Origin of the sequence: Actinoplanes sp. NPDC051861 (genome assembly GCF_040681145.1) — a bacterium.
GTDB lineage: Bacteria > Actinomycetota > Actinomycetes > Mycobacteriales > Micromonosporaceae > Actinoplanes.
The window spans coordinates 423305-442965 of record NZ_JBFAYE010000004.1; the positions used below are offsets into that span (position 1 = coordinate 423305).

18 protein-coding genes and 1 pseudogene are annotated in these 19661 nt (G+C 71.0%); all 19 read right to left on the bottom strand.

Translation table 11 applies throughout. The features are described 5' to 3' along the window. Nucleotides 1–7: 7 nt before the first annotated feature. The 19 genes and pseudogenes from AB0M02_RS16140 to AB0M02_RS16230 all read right to left on the bottom strand — a co-directional run bounded on the left by AB0M02_RS16140 (nt 8) and on the right by AB0M02_RS16230 (nt 19637). Nucleotides 8–1561: an AAA family ATPase gene (locus AB0M02_RS16140; RefSeq protein WP_364227075.1), complete on the bottom strand. Its 1554-nt coding sequence runs from the start codon at nt 1559–1561 to the stop codon at nt 8–10. Nucleotides 1562–1725: 164 nt separating this feature from the next. Beyond that, on the bottom strand, nt 1726–2664 hold the full coding sequence (locus tag AB0M02_RS16145; RefSeq protein ID WP_364227078.1) for a hypothetical protein: 939 nt from the start codon (nt 2662–2664) through the stop codon (nt 1726–1728). A 67-nt stretch (nt 2665–2731) separates the two neighbouring features. Beyond that, nucleotides 2732–3661: an RluA family pseudouridine synthase gene (locus AB0M02_RS16150; protein WP_364227081.1), complete on the bottom strand. Its 930-nt coding sequence runs from the start codon at nt 3659–3661 to the stop codon at nt 2732–2734. Next, complete coding sequence (lspA, locus tag AB0M02_RS16155) at nt 3658–4188, bottom strand: signal peptidase II (protein ID WP_364227084.1); 531 nt, start codon at nt 4186–4188, stop codon at nt 3658–3660. The genes AB0M02_RS16150 and lspA overlap by 4 nt, the downstream gene beginning before the upstream one ends. Nucleotides 4189–4223: 35 nt before the next feature. Next, nucleotides 4224–4643, bottom strand: a complete 420-nt coding sequence (locus AB0M02_RS16160; protein ID WP_364227086.1) for a TraR/DksA family transcriptional regulator — start codon at nt 4641–4643, stop codon at nt 4224–4226. A 291-nt stretch (nt 4644–4934) separates the two neighbouring features. Further along, nucleotides 4935–5225 carry a DUF167 domain-containing protein gene (locus tag AB0M02_RS16165; RefSeq protein WP_364227089.1) on the bottom strand — a complete coding sequence of 97 codons (291 nt, stop codon included), beginning with the start codon at nt 5223–5225 and terminating at the stop codon, nt 4935–4937. Between the two features lie 33 nt (nt 5226–5258). After that, a pseudogene (locus AB0M02_RS16170) lies at nt 5259–5495 on the bottom strand (hypothetical protein); the annotation flags it as partial. 792 nt (nt 5496–6287) lie between these two features. Continuing rightward, nucleotides 6288–7103 (bottom strand): DivIVA domain-containing protein, encoded by an 816-nt coding sequence (locus AB0M02_RS16175; RefSeq protein WP_364227092.1) that lies wholly within the window; start codon nt 7101–7103, stop codon nt 6288–6290. A 48-nt stretch (nt 7104–7151) separates the two neighbouring features. Continuing rightward, the gene (locus tag AB0M02_RS16180) at nt 7152–7457 is read right to left on the bottom strand and encodes a YggT family protein (protein WP_364227094.1); all 306 of its coding nucleotides are present in this window, start codon (nt 7455–7457) and stop codon (nt 7152–7154) included. Nucleotides 7458–7481: 24 nt separating this feature from the next. Then, nucleotides 7482–8222: a cell division protein SepF gene (locus AB0M02_RS16185; RefSeq protein WP_364227096.1), complete on the bottom strand. Its 741-nt coding sequence runs from the start codon at nt 8220–8222 to the stop codon at nt 7482–7484. Between the two features lie 220 nt (nt 8223–8442). Next, nucleotides 8443–9153 (bottom strand): YggS family pyridoxal phosphate-dependent enzyme, encoded by a 711-nt coding sequence (locus AB0M02_RS16190; protein ID WP_364227476.1) that lies wholly within the window; start codon nt 9151–9153, stop codon nt 8443–8445. A 10-nt stretch (nt 9154–9163) separates the two neighbouring features. Continuing rightward, nucleotides 9164–10282 carry a cell division protein FtsZ gene (gene ftsZ / locus AB0M02_RS16195; protein WP_364227098.1) on the bottom strand — a complete coding sequence of 373 codons (1119 nt, stop codon included), beginning with the start codon at nt 10280–10282 and terminating at the stop codon, nt 9164–9166. A 296-nt stretch (nt 10283–10578) separates the two neighbouring features. Beyond that, nucleotides 10579–11346 carry an FtsQ-type POTRA domain-containing protein gene (locus AB0M02_RS16200; RefSeq protein WP_364227100.1) on the bottom strand — a complete coding sequence of 256 codons (768 nt, stop codon included), beginning with the start codon at nt 11344–11346 and terminating at the stop codon, nt 10579–10581. Nucleotides 11347–11350: 4 nt separating this feature from the next. Continuing rightward, on the bottom strand, nt 11351–12754 hold the full coding sequence (gene murC / locus AB0M02_RS16205) for a UDP-N-acetylmuramate--L-alanine ligase (RefSeq protein WP_364227478.1): 1404 nt from the start codon (nt 12752–12754) through the stop codon (nt 11351–11353). A gap of 93 nt (nt 12755–12847) precedes the next feature. After that, nucleotides 12848–13951, bottom strand: a complete 1104-nt coding sequence (murG, locus tag AB0M02_RS16210) for an undecaprenyldiphospho-muramoylpentapeptide beta-N-acetylglucosaminyltransferase (protein ID WP_364227103.1) — start codon at nt 13949–13951, stop codon at nt 12848–12850. After that, nucleotides 13951–15336: a putative peptidoglycan glycosyltransferase FtsW gene (locus tag AB0M02_RS16215; RefSeq protein ID WP_364227105.1), complete on the bottom strand. Its 1386-nt coding sequence runs from the start codon at nt 15334–15336 to the stop codon at nt 13951–13953. The genes murG and AB0M02_RS16215 overlap by 1 nt, the downstream gene beginning before the upstream one ends. Nucleotides 15337–15651: 315 nt before the next feature. Next, nucleotides 15652–16770 (bottom strand): phospho-N-acetylmuramoyl-pentapeptide-transferase, encoded by a 1119-nt coding sequence (gene mraY, locus AB0M02_RS16220; RefSeq protein WP_364227107.1) that lies wholly within the window; start codon nt 16768–16770, stop codon nt 15652–15654. A gap of 3 nt (nt 16771–16773) precedes the next feature. Continuing rightward, nucleotides 16774–18153, bottom strand: coding sequence for a UDP-N-acetylmuramoyl-tripeptide--D-alanyl-D-alanine ligase (gene murF / locus AB0M02_RS16225; protein WP_364227109.1), 1380 nt, complete (start codon nt 18151–18153; stop codon nt 16774–16776). After that, entirely contained in the window at nt 18150–19637 is a 1488-nt protein-coding gene (locus AB0M02_RS16230; RefSeq protein ID WP_364227112.1) for a UDP-N-acetylmuramoyl-L-alanyl-D-glutamate--2,6-diaminopimelate ligase, read from the bottom strand. The genes murF and AB0M02_RS16230 overlap by 4 nt, the downstream gene beginning before the upstream one ends. Nucleotides 19638–19661 lie beyond the last annotated feature (24 nt).

Below are 19661 nucleotides of genomic sequence, written 5' to 3' on the forward strand. Positions count from 1 at the left end.
AGAGAACCTACTCCGCGAAGGGCTCCAGCATCACCGAGGCCGCGCGCAGCCACGCCTGGCGTGTCTCGTTCTGCAGATCCGCGTATTCGATCGAGGATCCGACCTCGAGCGCCGGGTCGTAGGGCACGACGGCGACCGCCCTGGTCCGCGTGGCGAAGTGCTTCTTGAAGTCCTCGAGCAGCGGCAGGTGACCGGGCGACGGGCAGGAGATCAGCGTCACGGCGTTGGACACCATGTCGCCCATCCCGCTCTCCTCCAGGACGTCGAGCATCCAGTCGGCGGTGAAGGCGGCGTCCTCCCGCGGCACCGTGGTGATCACGAGCTGGTCGGCCATCCGCATGACCGTCTGCCAGTTCACGCTCTCCACGTTGTTGCCGGTGTCGACGCAGATCACGTCGTGCGTACGCCGCAGCAGGTCCATCACCCGGCGCACCGTGCCCTGGTCGAGCCGCTGGGCGAACCGCGGGTTCTCCTCGCCGGCGAGCACGTCGTACGACCCGTCGGAGGCGTGGCGCAGGTAGGCGTCGAGCTCCTGCAGCAGCGCGTCGCCGTGCAGGTTCTCGATGCGCATGAGGTCGGCCAGCAGATGCTTTATGGTCCGCGCGTGCCTCGCGCTCCCGGCCCGCAGGCCGAGCGTGCCGCGCAGCTCGTTGTCGTCCCAGGCGAGCACGCCACGGCCGCGAACGCTGCCGATGGTGGCCGCGGCGAGCACCGTGGCGGTGGTCTTGTGCACGCCGCCCTTGGGGTTGGCGAACGCCAGCACCCGCGGCTTGCCGAGCTTGCGCCGCATCACCGCGACGGCGCGGTCCATGCCGTCGTCGCTGCGGGTCTGCCGCCACTCGATCCGGGCGCCCGTGGTCGAGGGCGAGGGCTGCGCGGCCGGTGTCCGAGGTGCGGCGGCCGGCGGGTAGGCCGGGGCGGCCGGCGACGCGGGGGCCGCCGGCGTGCGGGGCGCGACCGGAGCGGCGGGCGCCGGAGGGTACGCCGGCGCGGCGGGCGCGGGCGGGTAGGCGGTGGTGCCCGCCGCGTAGCCGTTGGTCGGCTGCGGCGGGTAGCCGTTGCTGCCCGGTGCGTACCCGTTCGGGGGATAGTCCCTCGCCGGTGCGGCGTAGCCGGTCCCGGCTCCGTAGTCTCGGGCGGGCGGCTGGGCCGGCGGCGCGGCAGGGGCGGGCGGCGGTGCCTGAGCGGTCCGCGGCGCGGGCTCGAAGAAGCTGTTGCCCTGATCGGTCTCCCGGCGCGACTGCCAGCGCGGGTCCAGCGGGTTGATCGGCCGCTGCGGCATCGCCCGCTGATCGGCCGGCGGCTCCGCGGCGCGGGGCTCGGTCGCACGGCGCTCGGCGGCGGCCTGCTGAGCCGAACGCGGGTCGAGCGGGTTGAACGGGCGGCGCTCCACCGAGGCCGATCCACGGCTCGGTTGCTGATGCGGCTGCTGCTGTTGCTGCTGCGGAGGGGTCTCCTCCGGCTCCTCGCTGCGGTTACCATGCCGGGCACGGTCGAGCAGCGCCCGCCAGCGCGGGGCTGGTTCCGCAGGCCGGCCCCAGCCGGTCTCGGTCCCGTCCACGGCTCGTCCTCTCTGCGCCTACCCGATGTACGTCCCTGACAGGCTACGGACGAGAACCCTATTCGGGCCACCGGCCGAGTGCCCATCCTCCGGTCGTTCTTGATCACATAGCGGCACGCTGGTCGTGCACGTGCATCCACCCGAACGTTTCGCAGACGGAAAACCTAACGGCCGGATGCTCCGCTGGATGCTCCCGAGGAGGCGCCGAACCCTTCCCGAGCAGGACTCGCGTCCGGAGCAGAGGGTACGGCAACTGGTTCCTCGGAAGGCAATACGGCCGGGAGTGACTCCCCGCCCGAATTCTCGGGTGAGGTGGATGTCACATGGGTCCCGATCGACGACGGTATAGGTGGCGGCGTCCCGGTCGCAACCGGCGATCCTGGCGACGGCACGGGTGACCCCGAGGGGTCGGCCTCGACCGTCCCCTCCTCCTCCGGAAGCGGCGGGCGGAACTCCGTGCGGTCCAGCTGCCGCACCTCCGGCGCCGGGTCCACGGACCGCACCCCGCCCCGGTGCGCCAGCTGGTCGAGCGCCTCGGGCCCGCCCCGGACCACCGCCGCGAACGTGCACACGCACCCGGCCCGGTACGCCGCCGCCTCCCGCGCCGCGACGCGGGCCGCCGCCTCGTACGTCGCCCGCAGCCTCTCCTCGGTCCGCCCGGAACCCTTCAATGCCCGGCTCAGCCGCAGGTAGTCCGCCTGCTCCTGGTCGCGCACGAGGGCGGCGTCGAGCATCCCCGCGGTCACGTCGTCCGGCATCGACCAGACCGGGATCTTGGACACCTGGGTGCGCGTCTCGGGCAGCGGCACCCGCGCGTACACCTGGGCCACCGCCGCGCCGGCCAGCAGCGCGGCCAGGCGGGCCGGTGCCGCGTACGACTCGAGGCTGACCAGTGCCCAGGTCTCCCCCGCCGACGGCGCGGTGGGGTCGGTGAGCAGCGCCATCTCGTGCCGCGAGTTCGCCAGGTAGCCGGCGACCGACTGGCCCTCGACCACGCCGACGCGGACCACGTCACCGGGCGCCTCGCCGGAGGGCAGGTCGCGATCCACCCAGAACACCGCGATCACCAGCACGAGGGTGGCCGCCAGCGCCACTCCGGTCATGATCTGCAACCGGAGCGAACTGCGCCCTTCCGCGGCGGACAACAATGGCGACCTGCTCACACGACGATCAGCCGGCGTCCTCCAGGACGTCGAGCGCGAACTTCAGGTCGTCAGGGTAGTCGCTGACGAACCGGACCTCATCGTGCGTCCGGGGGTGAAGAAATGCCAGTTCCCGCGCGTGCAACCACTGGCGGGAGAGCTTGAGCCGGGCGGCCAGGGTGGGATCGGCACCATACGTCAGGTCGCCGGCGCAGGGGTGCCGCATCGCCGAGAAGTGCACCCGGATCTGGTGCGTGCGCCCGGTCTCCAGCCGCACGTCGACCAGGCTCGCCGACCGGAACGCCTCGATCGTGTCGTAGTGGGTGACGCTGGGCTTGCCGCCGGACATCACCGCGAACCTGTAGTCGGCCGTCGGGTGCCGGTCGATCGGCGCGTCGATGGTGCCGCGCAGCGGATCCAGATGCCCCTGGACCACGGCGTGGTACCGCTTCTCCACCTCGCGCTCCTTGAACGCCCGCTTCAAAGCGCTGTACGCCATCTCGCTCTTGGCGACCACCATGAGACCGGTGGTGCCCACGTCGAGGCGGTGCACGACGCCCTGCCGCTCGGCGGCACCGCTGGTGGCCACGTTCTGCCCCATCGCGGCCAGCCCGGCGACCACGGTCGGTCCGGTCCAGCCGGGGCTGGGGTGCGCGGCGACACCGACCGGCTTGTCCACCACGACGATGTCGTCGTCGCTGTAGACGATGCCGAGGCCGTGCACCGGCTCCGCGACGAGAGCGGGCGCGGACACCGGCGCCGGGAGGGTGACCTCCAGCCACGAGCCGGCCGTGACCTTGTCCGATTTCGGACGGGGCACGCCGTCGACGAGCGCGTCCCCGGCCTCGACGAGGGTCGCCGCCGCGGTCCGGGACAGCCCGAACAGCCGGGACACCGCCTGGTCCAGCCGCATCCCGTCGAGACCGTCCGGCACGGGAAGGGAGCGCTGGCCGCTCATGCGGTCTCCCCCGAGTTCTCCGCCGCGGGCTGCGGTGCGGCCTTCTTGGACGGCAGGCGGCTACCGTCGCGCTGGCGGCCGGTGAGTTCGAGCAGCACGGCGAGCACCACACCGACGCTCAGGCAGCTGTCCGCGATGTTGAAGATCGCGAAATACTCACCGTACGGCCCGAAGACGCTGATCATGTCGACCACGTGGCCGTGCAGGAATCCGGGTGCCCGGAACAGCCGGTCGCCCAGGTTGCCCAGCGCACCGCCCAGCACGAGGCCGAGCGCGAGCGCCCACGGCAGCGAGCGCAGCCGGGTCGCCATCCAGGTGATCCAGCCGACCACCACCAGGGTGATCAGCGGGAACACCCAGGTGTAACCCTCACCGAGGCTGAACGCCGCTCCGCTGTTACGCATCAGCGAGAGGTGGATCAGGCCACCGAGGATCCGGACCGGCTCGCCGACCTCCAGATTCTCGGTGGAGAGGTGCTTGGTCCACTGGTCCAGTGCCACGGCGAGTGCCGCGGTGACGGCCAGCACTGCAACGGCGCGGGGCGCGAACCGCTTGTCGGCGTTCAGCGTCGTTCCTCCAACTGCTTACAAGAGACACAGAGCGTGGCGGACGGGAACGCAGCCAGTCGCTCGACCGGGATCTGGTTGCCGCACCGCTCACACCAACCGTAGTTGCCCGCACCGAGCCGACCGATCGCGCGTTCCACCTGAGTGATCCGCTCGAGCAGGTTGTTGGCCAGCGTGATCTCCTGTTCCCGCTCGAACGTCTTGGTGCCGGTGTCGGCCTGGTCGTCCCCGGCCGAGTCGGCGAACCGCTCGCGCTGCAACGCGGTGATCTCACTGAGCGCCTGATCGTACTCGGCCTGAAGCTCGTCGAGCCGCGCGACCAGAGCCTGCCGGATCTCCTCGGTCTCCGCCTCGCTGCGGCCACGCTTCGCGGCCGCCGGTGTCGAACCGGTCCGGATGTCGGTTGCCTTGGCCATCGTCGCTCCCTCGGCCGCGCCGTCGCGCGGCGATCAGCGTCTAGGGTTTCGAGACGGCGGGGTCGCTGCCGCCTCTCTCCCTCTGTCAAATCCCCGTGTCTGCCGGCGGCTCGCGCGCCGCCTGCCAGCCGGTGGGTCGGTCGCCGCCGTAGATCTTCCCCCACCTGCACAAATGGCGCGGCTGAAAATCCGCCGCGCACTCCAGAGGGTGGCAAGGATACGGAACGTGAAGTGCACCGACAACCCGTGGTGACCTTCAATTCCGACTAATCGGATAACCGATGATGCACCTCAGGTGAGGGAGTCGTCACGCAGCGACACATAGCGCTGCTTCCATCGCGACGCCGGCCCGGACACCGTGAAGACCTTGTCCCGGCTGGTCGCCCCGATCCGCAACGCCACCTCGGCGGGCCGGACACCGAGCGCCTCCGCCAGCGCCCGGCGGGCCGCCTCGGTGGCCTTGCCGTCGACGGCCGGGGCGCCCACCGCGATGATCAGAGCGGGGCCGTGCGGCCCCTCGTAACGGCCACCGACGCGTGTCCGGCCCGCGCCGGGGCGCACCCGCACCACCACCGACTCCACGGCGGCGGGGTTCGACGGGGCCGGCGACAAGGGTCAGCGGTGCGCGACCGTGGCGACCAGCCGGTCCACCGGGCGGCACAGGCCGCACGGGCTGAACCCGAGCTCGACCGCCTCGTTCGCCGGAAGCGGCTCGGTCAGCCTGCCGACCAGGTGCGGGCAGTCCGCCATGTGGTAGCGGGGCCGGCCGTCGACCACGAGCACCTCGAGGTCCAGCCGGGCGATCAGCACGGCGTCGGCGGGCCGCACCGACTGCGGCAGCGGCTCGTCGTCCGGATCGTCGTCGTCCGGATCGTCGAACTCGTCGGCAGCCTCGGCCATCGCGGCACTCTCGGCCATCGCGGCACGCTCCGCCCTCGCCGCGCTGTCCGCGCGCTCCGCCCTCGCCGCGCTGTCCGCGCGCTCCGCCCTCGCCGCGCTCTCCGCCATCGCGGCGCTCTCCGCCGTGGGGGCGCTCTCCGCCGTGGGGTCGCTCTCCGCCGGGCGGCGCCAGCGCTGATCGTCGTCGCCGCTGCGGGCCGCGTCGATCGTGGACGACGCCTGTTCGTAGTCGGGCACCTGTTCGTAGTCAGGCGCAGTCCCGGTTTGCGGCGGGAAGTCAGTTTGAACAGACTCTGCGGCAGCAGGCGCAACGGGCGGGCTGTCGTCACCCAGACGGGCGGTCGCGTCCCGGGCTCCGGCCGCGCGGGCCTCGTCCACGTCCGGATCGACGGCCGCGGGTTGCTCGACCGTCGCCGCGCCCGCCTGATCGGCGAGGACGGGCTCGTCGTCGTAGCTGCGGGAATCGCCTGCGAACGGTGCCGCCGCCGGGGCAGAATCTTCGGCGGGGAAGGCCCGCTCGGGAGTGACGGGATCCTCGGCCGGGGTGAGGCGGCGGGCGGCCGCGGCCTGCCGGGCGCCGATCACCAGGGCCACCGCGGCCAGCAGGCTGACCACGATCGAGGCTATGAGAAGGCTGCTCGAACCGTTGATCAGGCCGAGCGCGAGAAACAGCACCGCGACGGGGATGAGCAGGAGACTAGCAACGATCATGGCTCATCCCTCGTCGCGGCGCGGGGCTGGAAGTCAGCGACCCGATTCGATGGAGTTGGTACGGCTGCCGCCGTACGACCCGGCGAGACCGGCCGCGGCGAGACCGCCGGAACCGCCCACCGAGCGTGCGGCGTCGGCGCGCGCCATCTCGGCCTCGAGGCCCTGGCCCCGGCCGTCGAGGTCGCGCAGCTGGCTCTCCAGGTACGCCTTGAGCCGCGTGCGGTACTCCCGCTCGAACTGCTTCAGCTCCTCGATGTGCTTCTGCAGCGCCGTCCGCTTGGCGTCCAGGCCGCCCATGGCTTCCTGGTGCCGCTGACGCGCGTCGCGCTCGAGGGCGTCGGCCTTGGCCCGGGCCTCGCGGGTGACCTCCTCGGCCTTGGAGCGGGCGTCGGCCAGGAGCTTGTCGGCCTCGCGCCGCGCGTCCGACACGTGGTCGTCGGCGGTGCGCTGGGCCATCATCAGCACCCGCAGGGCCTGCTGCTCGCCGTCCGCACCGGTGGGGCCGGCGCCGGGGCCGGGGCCCTGGGTCCGGACCTGCTCCAGCTCGGCCTGCATCTGCCGAGCGGCCTGCTCGGCCGCAGTCTTGTCCCGCTGCACCCGGTCGAGCTGGGCCTTGAGGTCGTTGAGCTCCGCGGTCATGCGGGGGTCGGCACTCGGGCCGGCTGGTGCGCCACCCCGACCGCCGCGCTCCACCTGGGCACGCAGCTCGTTGTTCTCCTCGATCAGACGGGCGAGCTCGCGCTCCACCTCGTCAAGGAAGGCGTCGACCTCCTCCTCGTCATACCCCCGCTTGCCGATCGGGGGCTTCTTGAAGGCGACGTTGTGCACGTCAGCCGGGGTCAGCGGCATCGAAACTCCTCGGGTCAGTCGCGGCCGCGGTTGGGGCGGGGCTGCTGTCTAGCTGTAGGTGTGAATCAGCGGAGCTAGCACGAAGTTCATGAGCACGAACAGGATAACCAGCAGCACGATGGAAGCCAGGTCCAAACTCACGTTACCAATGCGCAGCGGTGGGATCACACGCCTCAACGCCTTGAGGGGTGGATCCGTGACGCTCCACACCGATTCGAGTCCGGCGGACGCACCCCGGCTCGGCTGCCATCGCCGTCCGTACTGGAGCACCGCACCCAGCACGAATCGAGCCAGCAGCACGATGAAGAAGACGTACAGCAAGATGAAGAGAATCTGGAACACGATCGACAGCACGTTCGGCGGATCCCTCGTTCGGGTTCAACTCTGAGTGAAGAAGCCACCCTCAGCGATCTTGGCCTTGTCCTCCGCGGTGACCTGGACATTCGCCGGTGAGAGCAGGAAAACCCGGTTGGTCACGCGCTCGATCGTACCCCTCAGGCCAAACGCCAGCCCGGCAGCGAAGTCGACCAGACGGCGTGCGTCCGACTCATCCATCTCGGTGAGATTGATGATCACGGGGACGCCGTCGCGGAAGTGCTCGCCGATCGTGCGTGCCTCGCGGTAGGTCGTCGGGTGCAGCGTGGTGATCTGGTAGCGCTGCTCCTCCTCGACCGGGCGCTGGTGAACCGGCGGCTGGTGCACCGCGGGCTGCGGCTTCAGCGCCAGGTTCTCCCTGGTGGAGTACGTCAGCGCACCGGACTGCTCGGGGGCGACGGAGGGCCGGGTGATGGAGCGCACGCTCGCCCGATCGAGGCGCTCGCTCTCCTCCCGGTCCAGGTCGTCCCGCGCGGCGGAGACCCGCTCGCCCAGACGGCGCTCGGAACGCTCGGGACGGGCGCGGGGAACGGAGCGCTCCTCCTCGACGTCGTCCTCGTCGCCGAAGTCGTCCGCGTACCGGCTGCTGGAGTAGCGGTCGCGATCACGGTCCCGGTCACGATCACGGTCCCGCTCACGACTGCGGTAGGAGCTCTCCCGGTAGCCACGGTCCTCGTACCCGCGGTCGTCGTCCTCCTCGACGAGGCCGAGCCAGACGCCCGCCTTACGCAACGCGCCGCTCATGCCGCCCCTCCCTGGGATGAGTCCATGCCCCCACCTCTCCATCCGCTGCTGCGGCCCGCGCCCCCTCCGGCGTGCCGCGTCCCCCCTTCAGCGAGCCGGGGAACAGGTCCGCATCGGACCCACGACTCGCTGCGACGCCGCGTCGTCGAACGCGCCGGCGCCTCCGCGGGAGACGTGTCGCGTAAAACAACACCTGTGTAGTTTGCTGCCCGCCGCAAGGCTACCGCAGCGAGTTTCGCATCCCGAGTAAAGATGTACCGATCCGTACGTGTGTCGCCCCGTGCCGGACGGCCGCCTCGAGGTCCCCGCTCATGCCCGCGGAAACGGTCGTGGCGCCGGGATGACGAGCGCTCATCCGCTCTGCCAGGGCCGCGAGCTGCGCGAACGCGCGATCGGGATCCCAGCCCAGCGGCGCGACCGCCATCACGCCGCCGAGACGCAGACCGTCCGAAGAGGCCACTGCGTCGGATACCCGCCAAAGATCATTCTCAATCACGCCGCCGCGGGCGGGATCGCCGTCGATGCTCACCTGGATCAGGATCTCCAGCGGGACCGGGCGCTCGGCGGCGGCGCGGGCCAGCGCGAGGGCGAGCCGCTCGGAGTCGACGGACTCGACGACGTCGGCGTACGTGACCACCGACCTGACCTTGTTCCGCTGGAGCTGCCCGACGAAGTGCCAGCGCAGGCGCGTGCCGGTGGCGCGTACCTCGGCGGCCTTGGCCGAGGCTTCCTGGTCCTTGTTCTCCGCCACGTCGGTGACGCCGAGCCCGGCGAGCAACAGGACGTCGCTCGCCGGGTAGGTCTTCGTCACCGCGGTCAGGGTGACCGCCTCGGCCGGGCGGCCGGCCGCCGCGCAGGCACGGTCGATGCGCTCCCGCACCGTGGCGAGAGAGGCGGCGAGCTCAGCGCGCCGTCCGGGGTCGGTCAAGATCGAAACCTCGTCAGGAGCCGTTCTTCAGGAAGTCCGGCACGTCCACGTCGTCGAAGAGCATCCGGCTGCGCGGCGTCGGCGTGGCCGCCGGCGGCGGGGTGACCGGCGCAGGCGGGGTCACGGCCGGCGGGGCGGACGGCTGCGGCACCTTGCGGGACGGCTCGGCCGGCTTGTACGACGGGGTGCCCCCGTCGAAGCCCGCCGCGATCACGGTGACGCGCACCTCGTCGCCGAGCGCGTCGTCGATCACGGCACCGAAGATGATGTTCGCGTCCGGGTGGGCCGCATCGGTCACCAGCTGAGCCGCGTCGTTGATCTCGAACAGGCCGAGGTCCGAGCCGCCGGCGATGGAGAGCAGCACGCCGCGGGCGCCGTCCATGCTCTGCTCCAGCAGCGGGCTGGAGATGGCCCGCTCGGCGGCCTCGACCGCGCGGTTGTCGCCGCGGGCGCTGCCGATGCCCATGAGGGCGCTGCCGGCGTTGCTCATGACGCTCTTCACGTCGGCGAAGTCCAGGTTGATCAGACCCGGCGTGGTGATCAGGTCGGTGATGCCCTGAACACCGGAGAGCAGGACCTGGTCGGCCTGGCGGAACGCGTCCATCATGCTGATGCCGCGGTCACCGAGCGCCAGCAGCCGGTCGTTCGGGATGACGATCAGCGTGTCGCACTGGTTGCGCAGCTCGTCGATGCCGGCCTCGGCCTGCACCTGGCGCCGCTTGCCCTCGAACGAGAACGGCCGGGTCACCACCCCGATGGTGAGCGCGCCGAGCTTGCGGGCGATGTTGGCCACCACGGGGGCGCCGCCGGTGCCGGTGCCGCCGCCCTCGCCACACGTCACGAAGACCATGTCGGCGCCCTTGAGCACCTCCTCGATCTCGTCGCGGTGGTCCTCGGCGGCGTTCTTGCCCACCTCGGGCTGGGCGCCGGCACCCAGTCCACGGGTCAGTTCACGGCCGACGTCCAGCTTGACGTCGGCGTCGCTCATCAGAAGCGCCTGGGCATCGGTGTTGATCGCAATGAACTCGACGCCCTTGAGCCCAACCTCGATCATGCGGTTGACAGCGTTCACGCCGCCGCCGCCGATGCCGACGACCTTGATGACCGCAAGATAGTTGTGCGGAGGTGTCATCGGGCTCAGCCTTCCCTTCCGGGGTTGGCGGACGTCGACGGCCCCTGCGGTTCCTAGGATCCGCACTCTCGACGTCCGCTGCCGTACAAGGGAGGGCGAGGAAACCCTCACCCTCTACTAGAGGTTTAGAGTTATGTCAACCACTCCAACCTCTCGACGCAACGTATGCGGACATGCGCCCGCAGCCAAAGACCTCGAGCGGCGTGTCGCGCGCGCTTACGTGGTGAGTATCCGACTCACCCGTAACCTTGGACGTAATATTCCGTTTGCGCCGCATTGTCCGGTTGGTTGCGCTCCTACCGAATGGTCACCACCGATGGGGCGCTGACGTTGATCTCGTCGCCCTTCTGCGCCAGCAGGGCCGTCGCCACCTTGCTCTTCTCGTCGCTCTTGGTGTCGTCGCCCCAGATGACGACGCGGCCCTTGCGGAGCTCCAGGCGGATCTCCACCGGCGAGGGCACCGACACCGCGACCAGCTGCTCGCGCAGTTCGTCGCTGAGCGAGGAGAGCACGGTCAGCGCGGAGCCGGTGTTCGAGTCGCCCGGCGCCGGGGTGGCGAGCCGGGCCAGCGGCAGGCCGCGCGGCTGCTCGGCCACCACCCGGTACGGCATGCCCTCGTCGTCGATCAGCAGGAACTGGTCGCGCGCCGGCACCGCCGCCACCGGGGTCCGCTCCACCACCTCGATGACCAGGGTCGACGGCCAGCTGCGGCTGATCACCACACGGTCCACCGGCGCCAGACCGCGTACCCGGGCGCCGACCTCATCCTTGTCGACCCGGGCCAGCGGGAGCAGATCCGGCACCGCGGCGGCCTGGCGCACCTGGTCCGCGCTGAGCACCTCGGTGCCGACCACCTCGACCTGGCGCACACCCAGCACCGAGGTGCCGTAGACGAGCCAGACCAGACCGCCGGCCACGACCAGCACGGCGGCGGTGATCAGCCACGGCCGGGCCGCCTGCATCCGGCGCTGCCGGGCGCGGGCCATGAACCGCCGCGCCGACGGCGGTACGGCGTCCGTGTCCGCCCGCACCAGCCGCCAGTTGCGCGTGCCCCCGCCCGCCACGGTGTTACCTCGCCAGGTCCGGCTGCTGGTCCGCCTCCGCGAGCGCCGCGAGCAGCTCGTCACCCATCAGCGAGATCGGCGGCGCGCCCATCGTCACCACCACGTCGCCGGGCCGGCTGCGCCGCAGCACCTCGGCCGGCACGTCCTCCCAGTCCGGCACGAAGACCTTGTGCTCGGCGGGCAGGTCGATGGCCGCGGTCAGCGACCGGCCGCCCTCGCCCGGGCCGCGCGTCTCGCCCGGACCGAAGACCTCCATGCAGATGACCTCGTCGGCGACGCCCAGGCCGTCGGCCAGCTCGGCCTCCAGGTCACGTGTGCGATACACCCGGTACGGCTGGAACACCACCAGCAGCCGCCCGTCCCCCGCCACGTCGCGCAGGGTCCGCAGCGCCGCCTTGACGGAGGTCGGGTGGTACGCGTACTCGTCGTAGACCCGCACGCCGGCCGCGATGCCCTTGCGCTCGAACCGGCGCCGCACACCCGGGAACGACTGCAGGGCCTCGACCACCTTTTCCAGCGGCAGGCCGAGCTTCAGCGCCGTCAGTACGGCTGCCGCGCTGTTCAGCCCCATGTGCAGTCCGGGCAGCGCGAGTTTGAACTCGCCGAGAGGGCTGCCGTCCAACTCGGCCTGGTAACGCACGCCGCTGACGGTGGTGACGATCTCGCTGAGCCGCAGGTCCGCGCCGGCCGACACCCCGTACGTGTAAACGGTCTTGCCGTCCGCGCGCAGCCCGGCGATCAACTCCTCGGTCCCCGGCCCGTCCGCGCAGGTCACCACGAACCCGTCGGCCAGCGACCCGAACTCCTGGAAGCCCGCCTTCAGGCTCGCCAGGTCACCCCAGTTGTTGAGGTGGTCGCCCTCGATGTTCGTGATGATCGCGACGTGCGGCCGGTAGATCAGGAACGACTTGTCGCTCTCGTCGGCCTCCACCACGAAGTACGGACCGGTGCCGTGGTGCCCGGCCGACCCGGCCGCGGAGATCTCACCGCCGATCACGAAGGACGGATCCTCACCGGCGTGCTGCAGGATCACCGTCATGATCGACGTCGTGGTGGTCTTGCCGTGCGTGCCGGCGATCGCGATGCCACGGCGGTTCGTCATGGCCGCCGCGAGAGCCTCCGACCGGTGCAGCACCCGCAGCCCGCGACGCCGTGCCTCGACCATCTCGATGTGGTCCTGCGGGATCGCGGTCGAATACACCACCGTGTCGACGCCGTCCAGGTTGGAGGCCACGTGGGACATGTGCACGGTGCCGCCGAGCGCGCGCAGCGCCGTCAGGGCGGGCCACTCGCGCAGCTCGCTGCCGGAGACCGGCACGCCACGGGTGAGCAGGAGCCGGGCCAGGCCGGCCATGCCGACGCCGCCGATCCCGATCAGGTGCACGCTGCCCAGGTCCTCGGCGGTCATCTCACCGGCCGGCGTCAGCTCCGCCGTGTTCACAGATCCACTCCCTCGAAGAAAGCCTTCAAAGCACTGCCTCCACACCGAAGAGGAAAGCCATCAGCGCACCGCCTCCAGAACGAACCGCAGCAGCGCCTCGTCACCGTCGCGCCGACCGTACTGGGCGGCCGACGCGCCCATCGCGGCGAGCCGCTGCCGGTCCCGCGCCAGCGGGATGATGTTGCGTTCGATCCAGTCCGGGGTGAGCTCGCTGTTGTCGACCAGCAGGCCGCCACCCGCCTCGACCACCGGCAGCGCGTTGCGGCGCTGCTCCTGGTTGCTGAACGGGTACGGCACGTACACGGCCGGCATGCCCAGCGCGGTGGTCTCGGCGACGGTGATCGCACCGCCCCGGCAGAGCATCAGGTCGGCGGCAGCGTAACCGAGCTGCATGTCCGACAGGTAGGGCACCACGACATAGGGAACCGGCAGGTCGTTCGGCACCTCGAACGGGTCGTTGCGCCCGCCCTGGACGTGCAGGACCTGGATGCCGGCGTGCGCCAGCCGCTTGGCCGCGGCGGCCACCGCCAGGTTGATCGTGCGGGCGCCGGAGGAGCCGCCGGAGACGAACAGCACCGGCAGGTCCGGGCGCAGCCCGAAGTGGTAGAGCGCCTGCGGGCGCAGCGCCGGCCGGTCCATGTGGGTGATGCCGGTCCGCAGCGGCACGCCGACCAGGCGCGCGTTGCGCAGCGACTCGGCCTCGGTGAGCTGGTGGGGGAAGCCGACGGCGACGCGCTTGGTGAACTTCATGCCCATCCGGTTCGCGACGCCGGGCGGCACGTTCACCTCGTGGATCACGATCGGCATCTCGCGGCGCCAGGCCGCCAGGTAGGCCGGCACCGACACGTACCCACCGAAGCCGACCACGACCTCGGCCTGCACCTCGTCGATGACCTCGCCGGCGGCGTGGGCCGACCGGTACATCCGGTCGGGGGTGCGCAGCAGGTCCAGGTTGAGCGAGCGGGGCAGCTGGAACGCCGGAATCACCCGCAGGTCGTAACCGGCCGCCGGGATGAGCTGGTTCTCCATGCCCTTGGGGCTACCCAGCGTGGTGATCCGGATCTGCGGGAAGTGACGCCGCAGGGCGTCGGCGAAGGCGAGCAGCGGATAGATGTGACCGCCGGTGCCTCCTCCGGCCAGCACGATCGACCGCAGCTCAACCATCACCGTCTCCTTCCAGCCCCGCTGTCCGCAGGAGCCTTCGCCGTCGGCCGCCGTGAGGGGGGAAGCGGCGGCAGCGGGGCCCAGACTAGTCGCACCCATCGAGGCGTCGGACGGGCGTTCAGGGCTCGCGCCGCCTGAGGTTCCGCGCGGGCGAACGAGGCCAGCATGCCGATTGCCGCGAGCGTCACGACGAGCGCGGTGCCACCTGCGGAGATGAACGGCAGCGGGAGGCCGGTGATCGGCAGCAGCCCGACCACGCCACCCATGTTGATCACGGCCTGGGCGACCAGCCAGGTGGTGATCGCGCAGGCGGCCAGCCGGCGGAACGGGTCGCTGACCCGGCGGGCGATCCGGAACCCGGTGTACGCCAGCACGCTCAGCAGCGCCAGCACCACGACGCACCCGACCACACCCAGTTCCTCGGCCACGATCGCGAAGATGAAGTCGTTCTCCGCCTCCGGCACCCAGCCCCACTTGAGCGCGCTCTCCCCCAGCCCGACGCCGAACCAGCCGCCCTCGAAGATCGCCGACCGGCCCTGGATCGCCTGGTAGCACTCCTTCGCCGGGTCGCACTGGTCGAGCGGGGTGAGGAAGCTGGTCAGCCGTTCGAGGCGGTAGTTCGGCTCGCCCGTCGCACCGGATCCGGCACCGCGCGACGCCGCCGCGATCAGCAGGCCCACACCGGCCAGCCCCAGCACACCCAGCGCGGTGAACACCCGCAGCCGCACGCCCGCCGCCCACAGCAGCCCGACGATCAGCGCCAGCAGCACCAGCATGGTGCCCAGGTCGTTGTAGCCGACCAGCACGAACAGCAGCCCGATCACCGGGAACAACGGCATCGCCAGCTCACGCCAGTACCGCAGGTCCGGCCCCTTGCGCGCGATCACGTCGGCGCCCCACAGGACCATGCCCAGCTTCGCCAGCTCACCCGGCTGCATGGTGAGCGGCCCGATGGTCAGCCAGTTCAGGTACGCGATCACCGGCCCGACATGGATCGACCCGTTCGCCGCCGGCTCCAGCACCCCGACCGACTTCAGCGCATTGATCAGCGCCAGCACCGTGAGCAGCACGAACGCGGCGCCCAGGACGTACTTGCCGAGCGCCCGCAACGTCATCGCCGGCAACCGCTGGCAGACCCAGAAGGCCACCAGGCCGAGCAGCGCGTAGAACACCTGACTGCTCGTCGCCGAGAACGCGTCACCGTGTGCGGCGAACGCCTCCACACTGGTCGCCGAGAACACCATCGTCAGCCCGATCAGCAGCAACAGCCCCGAACTGGCGATCAGCAGGTAGTAGGACGACAGGGGTCGCGCCAGCAGCCCGTGCACCGCGGGCAGCATCTGCCGGCTCAGCGACGGGCGGTCCACAGTACGGTCGTCCGCCATACCCCCATCATCGTCCGCCGTCCACATCCGACCCCTTCAAGAGCTGGGCGTGTCGCGGGAGATCTCCGCGGCTTTCTCACTCTTCCTTCAGAGGTACGGGACTCGTGCTCTACCGCTCCGAGACCCGCGACCCCAGCGCCCCCTCCGGACCGCCCGGCGCCTCACGCGCCCAGGCGGCCCCTCACCGGTTCCGCGCCCGGCGGCCGGACCATCGAGTTGCACAGGTAGCGAAAGGCGCCGGACGGCATCGTCCGGCGCCTCGTCGCGGGTCTCGGAGCGGCAGAGCACGAGTCCCGTACCGTATGAATTTGCCCTTTATCCCATTACTGCCAAATGGTCGCTGTAGAAGAGGCCCAGGCCGATGGCGGCGCAGATGCCGGCGATGATCCAGAAGCGGACCACGATGTTGACCTCGCTCCAGCCGGCCAACTCGAAGTGGTGCTGCAACGGTGACATGCGGAAGACACGTTTGCCGGTCGTCTTGAACGAGATGATCTGGATGACCACGGACATCGTGATGATGACGAACAGGCCGCCGATGATGACCGAGAGCAGCGTGGTGCGGGTGGCCACCGCGAGGCCGCCGATGAGGCCGCCGAGGGCGAGTGCGCCGGTGTCGCCCATGAAGATGCGGGCCGGGTTGGTGTTCCACCAGAGGAAGCCGACGCAGGCCGCCGCCGCCGCCGCCGCGATCATCGCGATCTCGAGCGGATCTCGGACCTGATAGCAGTGTTGTGCGGTGAGCGAGCCCGCCGCGCCCCGGTAGCCGTCGTCGCCGCACCAGTGGCGGTACTGCCAGAAGCCGATCAGCGAGTAGGCACCGAGCACGAGGATCGACGCGCCGGTGGCGAGGCCGTCGAGGCCGTCGGTCAGGTTGACGCCGTTGGACATCGCCATGATCACGAAGACGAAGACCATGACCGAGCCGACCTTGCCGACGTTGAGCCAGCTCACGTCCCGGATGAACGAGATGTTCTCGCTGGCCACGGTCTGGCCGTTGGTGCTCGGGAAGTAGAGCGCGGCGATGCCGAAGCCGGTGCCGATGATCAGCTGGCCGAGCAGCTTGCCCTTGGCGCTGAGGCCGTCCGAGTTGCGCTTGCGGACCTTCAGGAAGTCGTCCAGGAAGCCGACCGCGCCGCAGAACACGAACACGCCGAGCAGGACCAGCGCGGTCATGGTCGGCTTCTCCTGGGCGATCTGCCGGTCGGGCAGCGTGGTCAGGGCGAGATGCCCGGCCACGTACGCGAAGACCGTGGCGATGATGAACGCCACCCCGCCCATCGTCGGGGTGCCCTTCTTGCCCATGTGTGTCGCCGGGCCGATGGATCGGATGGGCTGTCCGGCCTTCAGGGCAGAGAAGACCCTGATGGCGAGCGGGGTGCCGAACAGCGAGATGAGAAAGGCGACCGCGGCCGCGACGATGACTGCCCTCACGGGCTAAACCTCCTCGGAACGCCGCAGCCAGTCGGCGACGTCCCATGTGCGGTACCGGGAACCCTTGACCAGCACGACGTCGTCGGCGTGCAGGTCGTTCTGCAAGATTTCGATCGCGGCCGCCTGGTCGGCGGCGAAGTGTGCGGTGCCCGGCCACCCCGTGAAGCCGGCGGCACCGTCCAGGATCGGCCGGGCGTTGCCGGCCACCGCGATCAGCCGGTCAACGCCGAGTTCGGCGGCGAGCCGCCCCACCTCCTCGTGGCCGGAGACTTCGTGCTCGCCGAGTTCGGCCATGTAGCCGAGCACGGCGGTGGTGCGCCGGCCCTCACCCATGGCGGCCAGCGCGCGCAGCGCGGCCGCGGTGGAGGAGGGGTTGGCGTTGTAGGAGTCGTCGATGACGGTCACGCCGTCGGGGCGGTCGAAGACGTCCATCCGGCGGCCGGAGGCGATGCTGACCTCGCCGAGCGCGGTGGTCAGTTCGTCGAAGTCCATCCCGGCGGCCGTTGCCACCGCTGCGGCCGCCAGTGTGTTGGCGACCTGGTGGCGCCCGACAACCCCAAGCCGGACATTTCCGATTTTTCCGTTAATTTCCAGGCGGTAGCCTGGCTGGCCCGCCGCGTTGAGCGTCACGTCGGCCGCGTGGACGTCGGCGGGCGACTCCCCGGTTCGGACAATTCGGGCACGGGTCCGGGACGCCATCGCGGCCACCAACGGATCGTCGGCGTTCAGGATCGCGACACCGTCGTCCGGGACGGCCTCGACCAGCTCGCCCTTCGCCAGCGCGGTGCCCTCGACAGATCCGAACTCTCCGATGTGCGCGGAGCCGACGTTCAGCACCACGCCGATCCGCGGCTGGGCAATATCGGTCAGATAGCGGATGTGGCCGACGCCTCGCGCACCCATCTCCAGCACCAGGAAACGGGTCTCGGTCGTCGCCTGCAGAACGGTGTACGGAAACCCGAGCTCGTTGTTGAGCGACCCCACCGGCGCCACGGTAGGACCCAGCCGCGACAGGAGCTGCCCGATGTAGTCCTTGGTCGTGGTCTTGCCCGACGAGCCGGTCAGCCCGACGACGGTCAGCTTGTCCAGGCGCGTGACCACCACCCGGGCCAGCGCCGCCAGAGCCGCGAGGGGGTCCTCGACGACCACTCCCGGCACGCCGGTGTCCCGGGTGCCGAGCACGCCCGCCGCGCCCGCCTCGACGACCGGCGCGGCGAAGTCGTGGCCGTCCACCTTCTCGCCGGCGAACGCGACGAACAGCCCGCCCGGTGTGACCTTGCGGGAGTCGTACTCGACGCCTCCCGTCACCGCCACCTCCGGCCCGGCGTTCACGAGGCGCCCGCCGGTGATCTCGGCGATCTCGGCCAGGGTCATGCGGATCATGGTCGGCCCTCCAGGGCGGCGGCGAGTTCGATGCGGTCGTCGAACGGCAGCACCTCGCCGCCGACCTCCTGACCCTGTTCGTTGCCCTTGCCGAGCACCGCGATCACGTCACCGGCCGCCGCCAGCCGCACCGCCTCGTCGATCGCCGCACGCCGGCCGGCCACCTCGAAGGCGTCCCCCGCGCCCTGACGGACCGCAGCCCGGATCGCGGCCGGGTCCTCAGTGCGCGGGTTGTCGTCGGTGACGATCACCAGGTCGGCGCCCTTCGCGGCGGCCTCGCCCATCAGCGGCCGCTTGCCCCTGTCCCGGTCGCCGCCGGCGCCGATCACGCAGATCAGCCGCCCGCCACGGGCCGTGGCCAGCTCGCGGAGCGCGGCGAGAGCGGCCACGATCGCGTTCGGCTTGTGGGCGTAGTCGACGACGCCGAGCACCTCGCTCGCCGCCTCGACCTGTTCGAGCCGGCCGGGCACGCCGCGGCAGGCCGCGATGCCCTCGCCCGCGGTCGCCGGGTCGATGCCGGCCGCGACCAGCAGGGCCAGCGCCAGGAGCGCGTTGGAGACGTTGTGGAGTCCCGGCAGCGCCACGCCGGTCTCGACGGTGATCCCGTCCGGCCCGTGCGCGGTGAACCGCTGCCCGAAGGCGTGCGGCGTGACGTCGCTCGCCCACCAGGTGGCTCTCCGGTCGCCGGCGGCCGAGAACGTGACCGATTTATCACGATAAAGGCGCATCACGGAGTGATCGTCGTAATTGAGGATCTCAACCGCCGACCGGCCGTCGAACAACCGAGCCTTGGCCTCGAAGTAATCCTCAGACGTCGGGTGGAAGTCCAGATGGTCCTGGCCGAAGTTCGTGTACCCGGCGGCCGCGAACCGGATCCCGTCGGCCCGGCCCATCACGAGCGCGTGGCTGGAGACCTCCATGACCACGGCCTGCACCCCGCGCTCCACGCCCGCCGCGAGGATCGCCTGCAGGTCGGTGGCCTCCGGGGTGGTCCGCACGCTCTTCACGACCAGCTCGCCGATCCTGGTCTCCACCGTGCCGACCAGCCCGGTAACCCGGCCGGCGGCCCGCAGACCGGCCTCCACCAGGTACGACGTCGACGTCTTGCCGGCCGTCCCGGTCACGCCGATCATCGTGAGCCGCCGCGACGGCTCACCGTAGATCGCGGCCGAGGCGGCGCCGAGCACCGCCCGCGGGTCGTCGGCGACCAGCACCGGCAGCCCGGCGGCGAGCGCGGCGTCGCGCCCGGCCGGGTTGGTCAGCACGGCCACCGCACCGGACCGGGCGGCGTCGGCGACGAACTCCGCGCCGTGCCGGTTGGCGCCGGGCAGCGCGGCGTACAGATCGCCGGGACGAACCGCACCACTACTGTGAGTGACCCCGGTGACCTCAGCGTCACCACCGGTCAGCGCCGCCAGCAGCAGCTCGGCGAGCTGTCGCAATCGGTACGGCGTGACGGTCTCGGGTCGGGGAATGCCGGACACGGCGTCAGACCCTACCCCGTGGCA

Coding starts and splice junctions, on each gene's coding strand:
- AB0M02_RS16145 (WP_364227078.1), bottom strand. CDS start 2,664: ATGACCGGAGTGGCGCTGGCGGCCACCCTCGTGCTGGTGATCGCGGTG.
- AB0M02_RS16150 (WP_364227081.1), bottom strand. CDS start 3,661: ATGAGCGGCCAGCGCTCCCTTCCCGTGCCGGACGGTCTCGACGGGATG.
- AB0M02_RS16160 (WP_364227086.1), bottom strand. CDS start 4,643: ATGGCCAAGGCAACCGACATCCGGACCGGTTCGACACCGGCGGCCGCG.
- AB0M02_RS16175 (WP_364227092.1), bottom strand. CDS start 7,103: ATGCCGCTGACCCCGGCTGACGTGCACAACGTCGCCTTCAAGAAGCCC.
- AB0M02_RS16185 (WP_364227096.1), bottom strand. CDS start 8,222: ATGAGCGGCGCGTTGCGTAAGGCGGGCGTCTGGCTCGGCCTCGTCGAG.
- ftsZ (WP_364227098.1), bottom strand. CDS start 10,282: ATGACACCTCCGCACAACTATCTTGCGGTCATCAAGGTCGTCGGCATC.
- murC (WP_364227478.1), bottom strand. CDS start 12,754: ATGACCGCCGAGGACCTGGGCAGCGTGCACCTGATCGGGATCGGCGGC.
- murG (WP_364227103.1), bottom strand. CDS start 13,951: ATGGTTGAGCTGCGGTCGATCGTGCTGGCCGGAGGAGGCACCGGCGGT.
- AB0M02_RS16215 (WP_364227105.1), bottom strand. CDS start 15,336: ATGGCGGACGACCGTACTGTGGACCGCCCGTCGCTGAGCCGGCAGATG.
- murF (WP_364227109.1), bottom strand. CDS start 18,153: ATGATCCGCATGACCCTGGCCGAGATCGCCGAGATCACCGGCGGGCGC.